The organism is Salimicrobium jeotgali (assembly GCF_001685435.2).
In the GTDB taxonomy this organism is placed as follows: Bacteria; Bacillota; Bacilli; order Bacillales; family Halobacillaceae; genus Salimicrobium; species Salimicrobium album.
This window is the reverse complement of sequence record NZ_CP011361.2, coordinates 156,863-172,478: the sequence shown is the minus strand read 5'-3', so window position 1 is coordinate 172,478 and position 15,616 is coordinate 156,863. Positions and strand designations below refer to the sequence as shown.

13 protein-coding genes are annotated in these 15,616 nt (G+C 52.1%); 1 reads left to right on the top strand and 12 read right to left on the bottom strand.

Annotated elements, in window-relative coordinates:
- Window positions 1–43: 43 nt before the first annotated feature.
- From AAV35_RS00890 to AAV35_RS00875, 4 genes are all read right to left on the bottom strand, one after another.
- Window positions 44–1,195, bottom strand: a complete 1,152-nt coding sequence (locus tag AAV35_RS00890) for a type III PLP-dependent enzyme (RefSeq protein ID WP_008592039.1) — start codon at window positions 1,193–1,195, stop codon at window positions 44–46.
- A complete protein-coding gene (locus tag AAV35_RS00885; RefSeq protein WP_008592040.1) occupies window positions 1,195–3,012 on the bottom strand; it encodes an IucA/IucC family protein in 1,818 nt (605 codons plus the stop codon). Before AAV35_RS00885 ends, AAV35_RS00890 begins: the two co-directional genes overlap by 1 nt.
- Window positions 3,009–4,742: an IucA/IucC family protein gene (locus AAV35_RS00880; RefSeq protein ID WP_008592041.1), complete on the bottom strand. Its 1,734-nt coding sequence runs from the start codon at window positions 4,740–4,742 to the stop codon at window positions 3,009–3,011. The genes AAV35_RS00885 and AAV35_RS00880 overlap by 4 nt, the downstream gene beginning before the upstream one ends.
- 166 nt (window positions 4,743–4,908) lie before the next feature.
- Entirely contained in the window at window positions 4,909–5,841 is a 933-nt protein-coding gene (locus AAV35_RS00875; protein WP_008592042.1) for an NADP-dependent oxidoreductase, read from the bottom strand.
- Between the two features lie 251 nt (window positions 5,842–6,092).
- Here AAV35_RS00875 and AAV35_RS00870 point away from each other — a divergent pair, with 251 nt between their 5' ends.
- Window positions 6,093–6,983 carry a fructose bisphosphate aldolase gene (locus AAV35_RS00870; protein WP_008592043.1) on the top strand — a complete coding sequence of 297 codons (891 nt, stop codon included), beginning with the start codon at window positions 6,093–6,095 and terminating at the stop codon, window positions 6,981–6,983.
- 532 nt (window positions 6,984–7,515) lie between these two features.
- On the opposite strand, the gene mqo is transcribed toward AAV35_RS00870, so the two are convergent.
- The 8 genes from mqo to AAV35_RS00830 form a co-directional block, all read right to left on the bottom strand.
- Complete coding sequence (mqo, locus tag AAV35_RS00865; protein WP_008592044.1) at window positions 7,516–9,021, bottom strand: malate dehydrogenase (quinone); 1,506 nt, start codon at window positions 9,019–9,021, stop codon at window positions 7,516–7,518.
- A gap of 156 nt (window positions 9,022–9,177) precedes the next feature.
- Window positions 9,178–10,461 carry a GntP family permease gene (locus tag AAV35_RS00860; RefSeq protein WP_008592045.1) on the bottom strand — a complete coding sequence of 428 codons (1,284 nt, stop codon included), beginning with the start codon at window positions 10,459–10,461 and terminating at the stop codon, window positions 9,178–9,180.
- A 33-nt stretch (window positions 10,462–10,494) separates the two neighbouring features.
- Window positions 10,495–11,268 (bottom strand): 3-hydroxybutyrate dehydrogenase, encoded by a 774-nt coding sequence (locus AAV35_RS00855; RefSeq protein WP_008592046.1) that lies wholly within the window; start codon window positions 11,266–11,268, stop codon window positions 10,495–10,497.
- A gap of 15 nt (window positions 11,269–11,283) precedes the next feature.
- The gene (locus AAV35_RS00850; RefSeq protein WP_008592047.1) at window positions 11,284–11,961 is read right to left on the bottom strand and encodes a 3-oxoacid CoA-transferase subunit B; all 678 of its coding nucleotides are present in this window, start codon (window positions 11,959–11,961) and stop codon (window positions 11,284–11,286) included.
- A 16-nt stretch (window positions 11,962–11,977) separates the two neighbouring features.
- Window positions 11,978–12,673 (bottom strand): CoA transferase subunit A, encoded by a 696-nt coding sequence (locus tag AAV35_RS00845; RefSeq protein WP_008592048.1) that lies wholly within the window; start codon window positions 12,671–12,673, stop codon window positions 11,978–11,980.
- Between the two features lie 216 nt (window positions 12,674–12,889).
- Window positions 12,890–14,245, bottom strand: a complete 1,356-nt coding sequence (locus AAV35_RS00840) for a sigma-54 interaction domain-containing protein (RefSeq protein ID WP_008592049.1) — start codon at window positions 14,243–14,245, stop codon at window positions 12,890–12,892.
- Window positions 14,246–14,379: 134 nt separating this feature from the next.
- Window positions 14,380–14,613, bottom strand: a complete 234-nt coding sequence (locus AAV35_RS00835) for a YkvS family protein (protein WP_008592050.1) — start codon at window positions 14,611–14,613, stop codon at window positions 14,380–14,382.
- A gap of 132 nt (window positions 14,614–14,745) precedes the next feature.
- Window positions 14,746–15,594 (bottom strand): patatin-like phospholipase family protein, encoded by an 849-nt coding sequence (locus AAV35_RS00830; protein WP_008592051.1) that lies wholly within the window; start codon window positions 15,592–15,594, stop codon window positions 14,746–14,748.
- Window positions 15,595–15,616: the final 22 nt, after the last annotated feature.

Genomic DNA, 15,616 nt, shown 5'->3' with positions numbered 1-15,616 from the left:
GCACAGTTCGGTTTTGTTGTGTCTGTTCAGTTTTGCCCCGGACTCACCTGATATAAATGAACTCCGGATGCGGATGACTGAGAAAGTCGTGATGGGAAATCGTCCAGGCGTATGCTCCGGCCTGGGTGAACACTACCGTATCCCCGGCCCGGAGTGACGTTACATACTCCCCGCGCACGAGAAGGTCATTCGGAGTACACAGCTCCCCTGCGATTACGACTTCCGTATTTTCCACACCGGGTCGTGCAAACGGATATTCCCACTCGTCTCTTGCCACGACATAGAAGGGCTGACTGATCTTCCAGGCCGCCGGAAACCGCAGGTGATGCGTTCCTCCCCGAACCACGGCGAATGCCTGCCCGTGATTCTCCTTCACGTCCACCACTTCCGTGACGTAAAATCCTATGTCACTCGTCATGTAACGGCCGACTTCAAGAATCAGTTCATGTCCACTTGTATCGATTTCCGTTATACCTTCAGCAAAAGCTTTCCAATCAAAAGGATTTTCCGGCTTCCAGTAATTGATACCGAATCCTCCTCCGAGGTCGATAAGAGAAGTGTCAAGGGCGTATGCTTCCTGCCACTGCAAAGCCTTACGTACTGCGAGCTCTGCAAACGCCACGTGGACTCCGGCATCAAGATTATTCGACATGGCGTGGAAGTGGAATCCCTGGATGGATATGTGGGGAGAGGCGAGAGCTTCTTCGATCAGAGACGGCATCCACTCTTCCTCCACTCCAAACTGTGTCGGAACGCCGGACATTTTCAGACGGCTTTCGGACACATCCTCTTTTAGATTTACCCGCAGAAGGACGTTTGCCGTCCGGTCCTTTTTGCCGGCAAGATACGCCGTACGTCTCAAATCCTGGAAACTCTCCACGTTCAGAAGCATATCCGGATCTTCCAGCGCGCGCATAACCTCTTCTTCTTTTTTGGAAGGTCCTCCGAATATACGTGGTCCGTTCCACGTCCGGTCCATCTCTCCTCCGGAGGCGATTTCGAATCCGTCCACGACCGGCTCGAGCGTCCGGATGATCTCCGGATCGGGATTCGCTTTTACGGCGTAATACAGCCGGCAGTGGCCGGGCAGACCGGCTTTCATCTTCTCCGCACGTTCTTTCAACCCCGGAAGATCATAAATGTAGGCGCAGACGGAACTGTTCTGGTTCTGAATGTACTCTCTGACTGCTTCCATCATTCTTCTCCTTCGTAGAGCGGATTCGATACTTCGCTGAACCACTCCTCTTTTTCTCCATACAGACGCATTTTCGTAAGGGATTTGTGCATCACGGTTTTCTGTTTCAAAAATTTCCGGTCCGTTTCTGCCTGCTCCGGCACTTCTGTAGCCAGTCGCCCACACGTCTCACTGCATATCTCCCGGACGATACTCCAGAACTCCATCTCCCCCACTCCCGTCGCTTCGACGAGCTGGCGGATTATTTCACCGAGATGATTCTGAAATACGCTGTAGTACAGCTTGTGGTGCATCGACGCTGCGTCTTTAGTAACGGATACCGAACCTTTCATAAACTCAGGGTACAGCCCGCGGTCGTTCAGTCGCGCCTCATAGAAGCGTGAACCGCCCCAGTCGCGGAAAAAGAAGCGGGTGATGCTTCCGTTTTTGAAAACGGGCACACTGTTCTGCAGGTGTCCTTCAAGTGCCACGCCGTATTTGGTCATAAGCGTGAGGTACGGTGGAAGCACAGTTCGGGCATAGTCCCGGAAAAAAGCCGAAGCAGCCTCGCATTCCGGGAGACGTTTCTCTGCTGCATACTGCCGAAAGCGCGCCTGCAGAATCGTCCCCTCTCCGCCCGGCTCTTTTGCGTAAAGAGCCATACCGGCGATCGCCTCTTCCCCTTCCTCAAGATAAGGGGTGATGTTCTCCCTCAAAAGCATCGTCAGGTTTCTTTTTTTCAAGTTATCATCGGAGGCAAAAGACCCTCCGCCAAGTTCATAAAGAGGGGTGAACCCGGAAAAGGATTCCTGTTCAAAGATAGAATGGAGCAACTCACTGACGACGCGGGCGTTTCCTGCCGTCTGCGGAGAGATGGAGCGCACGGTGGAAGTCATCTGACTGTTCACCGCAAGCTTCAGCGCAGGTCCCTCTCCCGATACCGGAACGAGCGTACGGAAGGAAGACGTCGCTTTTACGGGAAGGGACACGTCTTCCAGTAATACGACGGTCCCGTCTATGATTTCTTTCTCGTAAATGGAGGGAAGCGCATGGATGAACTGCCATTCGTGTACGGGCACGATGACAAAATCAGACGATTCGTATCCGGACCTCTTCAGTTCTTCTTCACTTTTTCGATAGCACTCCGGAAAGTGTGTATAGAGGAGCGACTGCTCACGGGACGTCCAGCGCTCTTTCCGGACCGCAGCGAACCGGACAGGAAACGTGTGTCCGAATTCAGGGGAATAGCGGAACGAGTCTTTGTAGGAAAGACCGAGTCGCGTCTTCGCTCCCGGGTGGAGGTGGTGTCCTTCGGTGACCTGCTGTTCAAAAAACAAGTGGTCTTTTCTCTTACCCCCTCCCTGCACGGCTCGTCCTGCATAAGCAAGAGAAAGGTTCGCCGTGCCGTTGTCGAGTTCCTTCTGGAAATAAGAGAGGTTCGGATACTCCTCCTCCGTAAACAATAGTCCTGCAAGCGTTGAGGCGGTCCGGACGGGAGTCTCCCCTTTTGAGTCCACATAAGTGATAGTGCCCGTCGTTTCGATACGGTTGAAAGCGTACACTGCCCGCACCGGAAATACGACCGAATAGCCGGGAAAGTGCAGAGTTTTTCCGATAAGCGAACCATCATCTCCGTACTCCTCCGACGACCGGTCATAAAGCCCCTCCCTCAGCACGGCAGAAGCCAGCTTGTGCAGAATACCGCTGCGACCGGCGGATATGAAACGGAGAAACCCCGGCACGTATGCCGGTTCGTCGCTTTCAAGGAACTGCAGACATTTCCTTTCTTCCTCCAGCAGTTTTTCACCGGACAGCGATTTAATCGGACGGCTCATCATACCGGTTCGCCTCCTTCCTGAAATGGGTTCGGGGTGTCCACGAATTCGTAATCCGTAAACTGCCCGGACAGTCTCATGCGAACGAGCGATTTCATACGGGCCGGACGTGTCGTGAGCCTTTCCTCATCACGTGCCGCCTGCTCCGTGTCCGAGGAATGCAGACTCTCCTCTAATACCCGGCGCACCGCCGCCCACATGCCTGCTTCCGGCAGTGCATGCCGGCTGGCGAGAATCATGATGATTTCCCCGAGATGATTATGGAAAAGAGCGTGAGAGAAAATGTCAGTCAGGTCTTCTTCCTTATCGGTGAGGAGGTTCGTCGACGGGTCGATCGGTGCTTCTTCAAAATGGCGGTTCAGCCGCTCCGGCAGGATACGTACGCCTCCGCAGTCACGGATATCGATACGCACCGGATGCCTGTCTTTCAGAATGACGACGGTATTCTGCAGATGAGCTTCCATAGCAATACCATATTCGCTCATGAGTCTCGTCACTCCCGGCAGCAGTACGCGGGCGTACGTTTCAAGAAAAGAAATGAAGGCTTCTTCCGTCGTCTCCCCGGCCAGCTCCTCAATCAAAAGAGAGCCGGTTACCGGAGACGTGGAGATAAGGGCCGCCGCCGGCATAGCTATTTCCCCTTCCTGAAGAGCTGCCTCCGGATTTTCCCGTAGAATGGAAGCTACGTTTTTCTCAAAAAAGCTGCGGTCCCGGTCGTCATCCGGGGCGTAGTGGATACCGGCAAGATCGCGGGAGAACGTCGTCGTTTCCCCGATATCAGCATCTTTACCGGCAATTTCCGTTAACAACCCGGCCATGACCGGCGCGTTCCTCGTCGAAGCTGCGGATACCGTACGGACGGCACTCGTCATCTGTACATTCATCGCCGTCTTCAGATGAGGAGCCCCGTACCCGGCAAGCGCCATCGTCCGGAACGACATAAGCGCATAAGAGGGAAGCCTGGAAGCCAGCGGAATCATCGTCCCGTCCTCCAGTTCCTTTTTATAGTAGACGGGCAGCGTGTGGTCCGCCTGCCACGGATGCAGCGGAATAAGGCGATAGGAACCGGAGAGAACTTCGAATTCCTCTTTCACCTCAGGTGACGTTTCCGTCAGCGTCCCGGTCATCGTCGTATGAAAAGGCGCCGTCTCCCTCACCCTGTCAGTGCGGACGGCCAAAGGTACGAGTTCGGGGGATGCTCCCCATTCCGGTGCGTATTTTCTCACGTCTTCCGGAGACATAGGAAGCCTCGTCCTTGTGCCCGGGTGCGTCGTATGACCGTCGATCACCCACTGCTCAAAAAAGACGAGCGGGGAAAAGTTCCGGTCGTTCTTCGTCCGGTTGATGACGTACTCCCAGGTGTCCTGCTGCCCGGGCACACTCTCTTTTCTTTTATCAAAAGCTTCGAGGGCGGAGGCGTAATTCAAAGCACTGTTCATCATTTCTTTGACGAACGATTCATTTCTGAAACCGAGCAGCATCAGCAGTTCCTCCATCCGCTGAAGCTCCTGTTTTTTTCCGGAAGGATCAACGTAGACCGGGCTCCCCCCAATGTCTATGTGACCCAGTATGTACGTGCGTGACACCGGCACCTCCACGCGACCGCCTTTCGGGACTTCTATTTCCAATCCTTGCGGCGTTTTGTTAAAAGATACGAGATTTTCACGAATAATGCTTTGCAGAAGCAGTCGGAAAATATAGTTCTCCGCCTGTTGTTCATAACTGGTATTCATAGCTTCCACTCCTGTCTCTTCCTTCTAAAAGAACCATTCCCATTCTGTAAAGGCAGTAACCTAAGAGTATTCCTTCCCTTCGCAGGTTTTCCGGATGCACGAAGGTCACATTTCCTAAAACAAAGAGCAGGGTTTCCCCCTGCTCTTTGCTGCCGTCCATATTTTATCAGGTGTGGATCACGATTTTTCCTTTGGCATGGTGCGTTTCACTTAGACCGTGGGCTTCCTGCAGTCCTTCAGTCGTAAGCGGGTAACGGTGACCGATGTTCGCTTTGACTTTTCCTGCCTCCATAAGGTCGGCGATTTCCTTGAGCTGCTTGCCGTCCGGCTCGAGCCAGAAAGAGGTCGCTTCGATATCGTTCGCCTTCGCCTTTTCTTCATCCGGCTGCCCGGCGATCGTTACGAGACGTCCGCCTTTTTTCAGTACGTCGAACGCTTTGTCCAGAACATCTCCGCCAAGCATATCAAACACGACGTCGTAGTCGTTCAGCACTTCGGCAAAGTCGTCTTTCGTGTAGTCGATGACTTCATCGGCTCCGAGAGATTTAAGGAAATCGACGTTCTTCGTACTTCCGGTCGTCGCCACGTAAGCCCCCAATTCTTTTGCGAACTGGATCGCATAGGAACCGACGCCGCCCGCACCGGCCTGAATGAGAACTTTCTCACCTTCCTGGACGCGGGTTACGTCCGTCAGGCACTGCCAGGCAGTAAGACCTGCGAGCGGAGTAGCCGCTCCTTCTTCAAAACTGACATTTTCCGGAAGCGGTGCAAGAAGACGTTCGGCAACGAGGGTATATTCCGCATACGTCCCTTTTCCGGTCAGGTCGGGACGGGCAAAGACACGGTCTCCTTTTTGATAGGACGTTACCCCTTCTCCCGTCTCAGCGACGATGCCGGCGACGTCCCAGCCGAGAATGAGAGGAAAATCAAATTCTACCATCTGTCTCAGATATCCTTCGCGGATTTTCCAGTCGATCGGGTTGATGGATGTCGCTTTCGTCTGGACGAGCACCTCGCCTTTTCCAGGGGTAGGTGTTTCAACTTCCTGTTCCTGCAATTGTTCTTTGTGACCATAGTCGTTGATTACGATTGCTTTCATGTCGTTCACTCCTTTTTGTGAGTAAGAATCTACTCTGAAAGTTAGAGCAATCGGAGAGGAAAGTCAAAAGTCCTGCACAAATCTCGGTCCGCTACCCCCTTACAAACTATGCGAAAACCTTCTCTCGATCGCTTCAAATCCCTTCATTTCAAAAGGAAGCGTTTACTTCACCAGGAAACGTCCAAACTGCTTCATGAGTGAACTCAAGCATGTTATAATCGTACCAGGATCAAAAAGAAGGAGTGAATGGAATGAACAAACAGCATTTTGAACAAATGAAAAATAAAGGCGGCTTTGTCGCAGCTCTTGACCAGAGTGGCGGAAGTACACCAAAAGCTCTTGCCGCATACGGCGTAGGGGAAGACCAGTACTCTAATGAGGATGAAATGTTCGATCTTGTACACCAGATGAGAACGCGCATCATTACATCCCCTGCCTTCAGCTCTGATAAAATCATCGGTTCGATTCTTTTCGAACAGACGATGGACCGTGAAATCGAAGGTCAGTATACAGGAGACTACCTCGCCTCTAAAGGCATCGTTCCTTTCCTTAAAATCGACAGCGGGCTTGCCGAGAAAGAGAACGGCGTTCAGCTGATGAAACCTATTAAAGACCTCGACGAAAAACTTCGCCGCGGCAACGAGCGTAACATCTTCGGTACGAAAGAGCGCTCCGTCATCCATGACCCGAATGCGGAAGGAATTAAGGAACTTGTGAACCAGCAGTTCGAAGTAGCCAAAAAAGTATTGAGCTACGACATGATTCCTATCGTCGAGCCGGAAGTGGACATCGACAGCTCCGATAAAGTGAAGTCCGAGGAAATTCTCAAAGTCGAACTTAAGAAACATCTCGATGAATTGTCCGAAGATCAGAACGTAATGCTCAAGCTTACGATTCCGACTAATGCGAATACGTACAAAGAACTTACCGGCCACCCGCGCGTTGTTCGCGTCGTAGCGCTTTCCGGCGGTTACTCCCGTGATGAAGCTAACCAGAAACTGAAAGCGAACGATAACATCATCGCAAGCTTCTCCCGTGCGCTCGTAACGGACGTAGAAGTGAAGCAGTCCGATGAAGAATTCAACAATACGCTTCAAAAAGCTGTAGATTCTATTTACGACGCTTCCGTCAATAAAAAATAAACACTGTTATGTAAGCCTGTCCTTTTCGGACAGGCTTTTTGTTTGTGTGAAATTGTCTGTCCGGTTTATCCTGACCTTCGCAGCGGGAGAAGTCTTGCGATCGGCAGGAAAACACCGTAATCGTTACCTTCAGGCCCGTCTTTTCCCTGCGAAGGGCACGATTCCTCCCTAATCGTTACCTTCAAGCCCGTCTTTTCCCTGCGAAGGGCACGATTCCTCCCTAATCGTTACCTTCAAGCCCGTCTTTTCTCTGCGAAGGGTACGATTCCTACCTAATCGTTACCTTCAAGCCCATCTTTTCCCTGCGAAGGGCACGATTCCTCCCTAATCGTTACCTTCAAGCCCGTCTTTTCCCTGCGAAGGGCACGATTCCTCCCTAATCGTTACCTTCAAGCCCGTCTTTTCCCTGCGAAGGGCACGATTCCCGGCTAATCGTGACGGTCGGACCGTGAAACAGGCCGCCAGGGGCACGCAAAAAATCGGCGCCATACAAAAAAGCCTCTCCCCCAGTCGGAGGAGAGGCTTATGGCGTTCAGTTGTTGCTTGTAGCCATGCGTCCTGTAAGATTCAGCGTTTCCGTCGTATATTCCTGGATTTCCTGAATCAGCTGGCGGTCATCTGCGAGAGTCACGCCGTACGATGGCACCATTTCTTTGATCTTAGGTTCCCATTCGTCCATGTAGTCCGGGAAGCACTCCTTCATCAGATCGAACATGATCGACACGGCTGTCGATGCTCCCGGGGATGCCCCGAGAAGAGCTGCGATGGATCCGTTCGCTCCTGTTACGAGTTCCGTTCCGAACTGCAGTGTTCCCCGTCCTTCTTCTTCCGTGTCTTTCAGCACCTGTACGCGCTGACCGGCCGTAACGAGGTTCCAGTCTTCGCCGACGGCTTCCGGTACGAATTCACGGAGAGCTTCGACGCGCTCTTCCTTCGAAAGCATCAGCTGCTGAATAAGATACTTCGTAAGTGGCACGTTTTTCACTCCTGCTGCCATCATCGTAAACAGGTTGTCCCGTTTCACGGACGTCAGGAGGTCCATAAGAGAGCCTGTCTTCTGGAATTTCGGCGAAAAGCCTGCGAACGGTCCGAACAGAAGGGTCTCTTTTCCATCGATGAAGCGGGTATCCAGGTGCGGCACGGACATCGGAGGAGCTCCGACCGGTGCTTTGCTGTATACTTTTCCGCGGTGCTGCTCCACGACTTCCGGTTTATCACAGAAAAGGAACTGTCCGCTTACCGGGAAGCCGCCGAACCCTTGTCCTTCCGGAATGCCGGATTTCTGAAGGAGGTGGAGACTTCCGCCACCGCCTCCGACAAATACGAAAGGCGCCTGATGATGTTCGATCCTTCCTTCTTTTTCGTTACGGACACGCACTTCCCAATCTCCGTTATCCAGCTGCTTCAAATCGGAAACTTCCTGGTTGTAACGGACATCCACGTTTCCGGTAGTCGCGTGTTCAAACAGGAGACGGGTGAGTACACCGAAATTGACGTCCGTGCCGGAGTCGATCTTCGTAGCGGCAATCGCTTCGCCTGCCGGACGGTTTTTCATCATTAGCGGAAGCCAGTTCTTCAATGTTTCAAGGTCTTCCGCATACTTCATCCCTTCAAAAAGTGGATGCGCTATCATTTTCTCGTAACGTTTTCTTAAGAAATCCACGTGATCCTCACCGTGTACGAAGCTGATGTGCGGAACCGGCTGGATGAATTCCTGCGGATCCCTGATGAGGCCCTGCTTTACGAGAAACGACCAGAACTGTTTGGATACTTCGAATTTCTCGTTGATACTTACGGCTTTGCTGATGTCGATGGAGCCGTCCTCTTTTTCTTTCGTGTAGTTCAGTTCACACAGGGCTGCGTGACCCGTCCCGGCGTTGTTCCACACGTTCGAGCTTTCTCTGCCCGGTTCATCGAGCCGTTCGAATACTTTAATGTTCCACTCAGGAGCCAGTTCCTTCAAAAGCGTTGCCAACGTGGCACTCATAATCCCGGCACCAATCAAAATGACTTCTTTTTGTGTACGTTGATTACTCATATGTCCGATCCTTCTCCCTATGTATTGAAGAAAAGATGCATCGTTGCAGGCTAGGCTTCACTGAATGTACATCTTTTCCAGTATATTTTATTCCATAAACAGTTTACCACTATTGGCATCAAAATTAAATATACAACCCTCGAACCTTCTTATTTATTAAAGAACACCGATAGTGTTAAGCAGAATGACCACGGCTACGGAAATGATAGGGATAAGGATGGCTACGACAAAAATATCACGGTAGCTGTCTTTATGAGTCATTCCTGTAATAGCGAAAAGGGTAAGGACCGCTCCGTTATGCGGAAGTGCGTCCAGTCCGCCGGAGGAAAGGGAGGCTACCCGGTGGAAAGCTTCCGGACTTATGCCTGTCTCGAGAGCTATCTGATAGTATTTGGAACCGAGTGCTTCAAGAGCGATTCCCATTCCCCCGGAAGCAGAGCCCGTCGCTCCCGCAAGAACGTTGACTGCAACCGCCTCTGATATGAGCGGGTTGCCTTTGACACCCATGAGCATTTCCGTCAGGCGCTCAAACCCAGGGACTTCCCGGACGACGGTACCGAACCCGACGGCCGCACTCGTATTGATGATCGCGAGTACCGAGCCGCTCGCCCCTTTGTTCATCGCACCGATGAATTTCGCGTACTTCGTAACGTTCAAAAGCATGATCAGAACGATTCCTGAAATAAGGGCGGTGACGATATCCCACTGTAGCAGATTCAGCGTTAGAAGGACGGTCAAAAGCGGCAGTATCGAAAGGACGAACATCGGCGTTTTTTCATCTTCCCCCACGTTCTCTTTTTCCTCCGGTTCAAAGAAGGTCTCCCCCTTCTCCCTCAATTTCTGTTCCCGGTGGCGAAGGTAAAGGTAACCGCCGACCGCCATAATAATTCCGGCGATGATTCCCATTACAGGTGCAGCCATCGCATCCGTTTCAAAATACTCCATCGGAATCAGGTTCTGGATCTGCGGCGACCCCGGCAGTGCCGTCATCGTGAAGGTGAAAGCCCCGAGCGCCACGGTAGCCGGTATAAGCTTACGGCTGATATCCGCTTCCCGGAATAAAGACAGGGCCAAAGGATAAACGGCGAATACGACGACAAAGAGGCTTACACCCCCATACGTCAGCACGGCTGCAGATACGAGCACTCCGAGAATAGCACGGTTTGTTCCGATAACCCTCGTAAAAGCGACCGCAACGGAACGCGCCATTCCCGTGTCCTCCATCAGCTTCCCGAAGATGGCCCCGAGCATGAAAACAGGGAACCATGATTTCGCAAAGTCTACGAACCCTCCCATATACGTATCTTTATAGGCATCGAGCAGATCGAGCCCGCCCGTAAGCGCCACGACTCCGGCAGCAATCGGCGCCACCCAGATAATCGACCATCCGATATAGGCGAGAACCATTAATACGGCGAGTCCAAGAAAAATTCCAAACATGTGTTTACTCCTCCTTTAGTTTACATTCCGTATTTACTGAGCCGTGTACCCGCCATCGATGACAACCGCCTGACCTGTCACCCCGCGGGCTTTATCACCGGCCAGAAACAGGGCGTAATCCGCCACTTCCTGTACGGAAAGCAGGCGTTTCTGGGGAACGAGTGGATAAATGACGTCTTCCAGAACGTTTTCGAGAGACGTGTTTCTGTTCTCTGCCAGGTCTTCAAGCTGATTCCGGACGAGCGGCGTATCCACATAGCCCGGGCAAAGAGCATTCACTGTAATGCCGTGCTCTGCACCTTCGAGCGACGTCACTTTCGTCAGGCCGATCACCCCGTGTTTGGAGCTGTTGTAGGCGGCCTTGCCGGCAAATCCGACGAGCCCGTTAATGGAGGACATATTCAGGATCCGGCCGCTCCCCTGCTTTTTCATTACCGGAAATACGTGCTTCGTCGCCATGAACGGAGCCACCAGCATCACCCGGTTGATCAGTTCAAATTTTTCTGTCGGAAAATCCTCGACGGACGCCACGTGCTGAAGTCCTGCATTATTGATCAGGACGTCGAGCCGGCTGTACGTATCCACTACGTAGTCGATCGCCTGCTGGATTTCTTCTTCTTTCGTTACGTCACAGACGACCCCTTCGCTTTCATACCCTGAATCTCTCAAGGTTCCTGCCGCATCCTTCACCTTCGCTTCGTCTATATCACTGAGCACGACTTTGGCTCCCTCTTTCGCAAAAGCCGCCCCCACTTCATAACCGATACCGCTTGCTGCTCCTGTAATAAATACGATCTGTCCTTTCATTTCGTCTCCTCCTTTTTAATAACCCGCTTCTTTCAGTGATCCGCTCACTTCGAGTGGTGCTTCCGTGCTGTCTATAACCTCCTGGACGGTAAATCCTTCCGCCACTTCCCGGAGTAGGAGACCTGCGTCCGTTACGTCGATGACAGCCCGGTCCGTTATAATACGGTCCACGACTCCCTTCCCGGTAAGCGGGAGCGTGCATTCCTTCAGTATTTTCGGGGTCCCGTGTTTGCTGACGTGGTCCATAATGATGACGATCTTTTTCGCCCCGTGTACGATATCCATCGCGCCGCCCATGCCTTTGATCACTTTGCCGGGAATCATCCAGTTGGCCAGATCTCCGTTCGCTGCCACTTCCATTCCGCCGAGAATTGCAAGATCCAGATGCTCCCCGCGAATCATCGCGAAGGATTCGGCGCTGCTGCAGTAGGAACCGCTGACAGATGCGGTCACCGTCTCCTTCCCGGCGTTGATCAAATCCGGGTCCACTTCCGATTCATAAGGCGACGGACCGATCCCGAGCAGCCCGTTTTCCGACTGCAGTACCACTTCTTTCCCGGGCTGTATATAATTTGCCACCATCGTCGGCATACCGATACCGGGGTTTACGTAGAAACCGCTTTCAATTTCGCGTTCGGCTCTTCTTGCTATTTTTTCTCTCTGGACTGCTTTGTCCTGTTTTACAGTGCTCATTTCGACTCCTCCTTCGTTATGCTTCCTGACGCACGGTCAGACGTTCAATTCTTTTCTCCTGCTGTCCTTCGACAAGACCCTGGACGTAGATTCCCGGCGTATGGATGTGATCGCCGTCCAGTTCTCCGGGATCCACGAGTTCTTCGACTTCGGCAATCGTCACTTTCCCGGCTGCCGCTATTTCCGGATTGAAGTTGCGGGCGGTTTTGTTGTAGACGAGATTCCCGAAACGGTCCGCGCGCGCTGCCCGGACCAGACTCACATCAGCCGTGAGCGCTTCCTCCAGCACGTATTCTCTGCCGTCGAATTCCCGGATCTCTTTTCCTTCGGCAATCGGTGTTCCGACTCCGGCGGGTGTATAAAAAGCGGGAATCCCTGCACCTCCGGCCCGGATTTTTTCTGCCAGTGACCCCTGCGGCGTAAGCTCGACTTCCAGCTCCCCCGCAAGCACCTGCCGTTCAAACTCCTTGTTTTCCCCGACGTATGACCCGATCATCTTATCAATCTGCTTATTCTCAAGCAGAAGGCCGAGTCCCCAGTCGTCCACTCCGCAGTTGTTGGAGATGACCGTCAGATGTTTCGCTCCGGATTCGACGATGCCGAGTATGAGATTCTCCGGTATCCCGACGAGCCCGAACCCTCCTACCATCACAGTGGAATGATCCCTTATTTCCTTAACCGCTTCCTGAAACGTTGTATATATCTTTTTCATATGTTCCACTCCCTTCTCCCTTACTTATGCAAGAATCGTGCCAACTTTCCGGACGCCGGCAGACAGGGGTATCTTTTTCTCCTTTTCCGGATTTCCGGAAAAATTTCGGCACACCTTTATGAAAACCCTTACATAATAAATAAAAAACCATTCCGGATTTGCGGAATAGTTTCCGCTTTTCCGGAATGGCTGTTTTGTGAAGGTGTCACCTGCCAGTCATATACCGTATTTTTTCGCTTTATCATAAAGGCTCGTCTTTCCGATGCCGAGATGTGCAGCGGCCGCATTTTTGTCCCCCGAGGTCCTCGTGAGAGCCTGCTCGATCGTTTCTTTCTCCACTCGTTCCAGTATCGTTTTCAGGCTTTCCTCTTCGGTGACGGAAGCGGCTGTTATACTCCCGGGAAGGTCGGACACTTCGATGTAAGACCCGTCCGCCATATGCACCGCCGACTCGATCGTATTTTCAAGTTCACGTATGTTTCCGGGCCACGGATACCCCTCAAGCACCTGAATGGTCGCTTCGGAGAATCCCTCGACTTTCTTCCTCATGCTGTCCCCGGTTTTACTGAGGATGTATTTGGCAAGCAGGCGGATATCTTCCGGCCGTTCGCGCAAGGGAGGGATATCGACAGACACGACGTTGATCCGGTAGTACAGGTCTTCCCGAAACTCCTGGCGGCTGATCAGTTCCTCAAGCGCCTGATTCGTAGCTGCCACGACGCGTACGTTCACCAGTTCGGATGTCTCCGAGCCGAGCGGCTCCACTTCCCCTTCCTGCAGGGCACGTAATATTTTCACCTGGGCGTGCAGCGGCATGTCCCCGACTTCATCGAGAAAAAGCGTCCCGCCGTCGGCAAGCTGGAACTTACCGGCTTTCCCGCCTTTTTTCGCCCCGGTGAACGCTCCTTCCTCATAGCCGAACAGCTCCGCTTCAAACAGCTGCTCGGGGATTGCTGCACAATTCACTTTGATAAAAGGTTCCCCGTTCCGCTCACTTAAATTGTGGAGACTGTGAGCGAACAGTTCCTTCCCGGTCCCGCTCTCCCCTCGCAACAGCACAGATGCATCCCCTGTCGCCATCTTTCTTACCGTGTCTTTCACTTCCATCATTTTCGGGGAATGGGAGACGATGTTATGAAGGGAGTAGGAGGCGCCGGTGTTCTTTTTGAAATTTTCCCGGTAGGACTCAAGCTCCATCAGCAGTTCTTTGACATTCGTGTTCATCACTTTCCACTCATCCGTATCACGGAACAGCACCATACCAAACGCCCCTGTAAGCTCTCCGTCTTCAAAGACAGGAATGCGGTTGGCGATCATGTAGTCCCCGCGTATGTACTGAAGATCCGCCACCTCTTCCCGGCCCGTTTCCACTACGATATGCATACGCGTGTTTTCGATGACTTCCGTAACGTGTCGTCCTTCGGCTTTTTTCCGGTCCACACCGATAAAATCAGCATACCCGCTGTTTATATAAGTGATGACCCCTTCTTTATCCACTACGACGATGCAATGTTCCGTACTCCCGAATAACGTCTCGAACATATATTTATTCCGTTTCTCAAATAAAGACATCACTGAACTCCTTTTAGGATAGTTGTTGTCAAAAAGTTTACCACGTCCCGCCTGTGGTGACTACATCGCCTCGAACACCGGACGTAAAAATACCTGCCCGGACAGATGCCGGACAGGTATGTTGCCTGTAATTATTATTCCACGGACGTTTCGGCCGCCCGTGAGACGATATGGTAGTTTTTATGGTTGACGCAGGTAAGGTAAGAGGAATTTTCCCGATCAGGAAGTTCTTCCATCACGCGTAAATCGACGATCACTGAATTTGCACATCCGGACGGAACGACTTTTCCCATCCACTGCTCTTTCTTGCGTGTAAATGTTACGATATCTCCGATTTGAGCTTGCCCATTCTCTTCGACAGTAGACATTCGAACGACTCCCCTTTTAACATTTTCTCTCATTTTAGGTGGAAACGATTTCAAAATCAAGGGGAATTGTGCAAAAGGTTGCACTTCTTCGTTTGTAATATAAACAAAAACCGGACACCACGGGGGTCCGGTTCATTGCAAAAATTCATTAAGAGAGGCTTCCAGCTCCTGCGTATCCCTAATGCCCCGCTCGTAAAGAGTGGTTAATTTCCCTTTATTGCGCTCGACCCGGCCGACCCCCGGAGCATGAGAGGGAGAAATGACGAATACATTCCCTTTCCGCTCTTCTTCTCTTATGTAGTCCAGTGTTTCGTTGTAGACGATGTGCCGTTTCTCCATCGCCCGCAGCAGCCCGGGGTATTCCCGGTACTTCCGCTTCATGTACCAGCCGACCGACTGCGGCTTTTTGTAATAATCGCGCACCTGGGTCAGCACGACTACGTTCTTTCTGTTCCCCCGGCTGATGGATCTCATAAGAGGGATGGGGTCGGCAATCCCGCCATCCATCAGCATACGGTTGTTAAACGGGACGGGAGGGGCCACCATCGGCAGAGAACTCGAAGCCCGCATGAGCGTCAGCATATGTTCATTGTAGTTTTCCTTATCGAAAAATACCGCTTCCCCGGTAACGCAGTCCGTCGTACCGATTTCGAACTCTTCTTTCGCCTGAGCAAATGTATGATAATCAAAAGGTTCCAGCCGGTTCGGCAGCGTATCAAAAAGAAAGTCCATACCGAACAGCTGTCGTTTCCTGAGAAGATTGCGCAGCGACAGATAGTCGGGATGCTTTACGTAATCGATAAGCACTGCCCGGTTGCGGTCCAGCTGCCGTGCGACATAGGAAGAGCCATTGCAGGCTCCGGCAGACACCCCGTTGACGTAAGGGAGATAGATCCCCGCTTTCATCAGGCGATTGAGAACCCCGGCTGTGTATATACCGCGGCTCCCTCCTCCTTCCAGAACTAATCCGGTCTGTTCCATAAAATTCCTCCTGTTGCTTCCA

Coding starts and splice junctions, on each gene's coding strand:
- AAV35_RS00890 (WP_008592039.1), bottom strand. CDS start 1,195: ATGGAAGCAGTCAGAGAGTACATTCAGAACCAGAACAGTTCCGTCTGC.
- AAV35_RS00885 (WP_008592040.1), bottom strand. CDS start 3,012: ATGATGAGCCGTCCGATTAAATCGCTGTCCGGTGAAAAACTGCTGGAG.
- AAV35_RS00880 (WP_008592041.1), bottom strand. CDS start 4,742: ATGAATACCAGTTATGAACAACAGGCGGAGAACTATATTTTCCGACTG.
- AAV35_RS00875 (WP_008592042.1), bottom strand. CDS start 5,841: ATGAAAGCAATCGTAATCAACGACTATGGTCACAAAGAACAATTGCAG.
- AAV35_RS00870 (WP_008592043.1), top strand. CDS start 6,093: ATGAACAAACAGCATTTTGAACAAATGAAAAATAAAGGCGGCTTTGTC.
- mqo (WP_008592044.1), bottom strand. CDS start 9,021: ATGAGTAATCAACGTACACAAAAAGAAGTCATTTTGATTGGTGCCGGG.
- AAV35_RS00860 (WP_008592045.1), bottom strand. CDS start 10,461: ATGTTTGGAATTTTTCTTGGACTCGCCGTATTAATGGTTCTCGCCTAT.
- AAV35_RS00855 (WP_008592046.1), bottom strand. CDS start 11,268: ATGAAAGGACAGATCGTATTTATTACAGGAGCAGCAAGCGGTATCGGT.
- AAV35_RS00850 (WP_008592047.1), bottom strand. CDS start 11,961: ATGAGCACTGTAAAACAGGACAAAGCAGTCCAGAGAGAAAAAATAGCA.
- AAV35_RS00845 (WP_008592048.1), bottom strand. CDS start 12,673: ATGAAAAAGATATATACAACGTTTCAGGAAGCGGTTAAGGAAATAAGG.
- AAV35_RS00840 (WP_008592049.1), bottom strand. CDS start 14,245: ATGTCTTTATTTGAGAAACGGAATAAATATATGTTCGAGACGTTATTC.
- AAV35_RS00835 (WP_008592050.1), bottom strand. CDS start 14,613: ATGTCTACTGTCGAAGAGAATGGGCAAGCTCAAATCGGAGATATCGTA.
- AAV35_RS00830 (WP_008592051.1), bottom strand. CDS start 15,594: ATGGAACAGACCGGATTAGTTCTGGAAGGAGGAGGGAGCCGCGGTATA.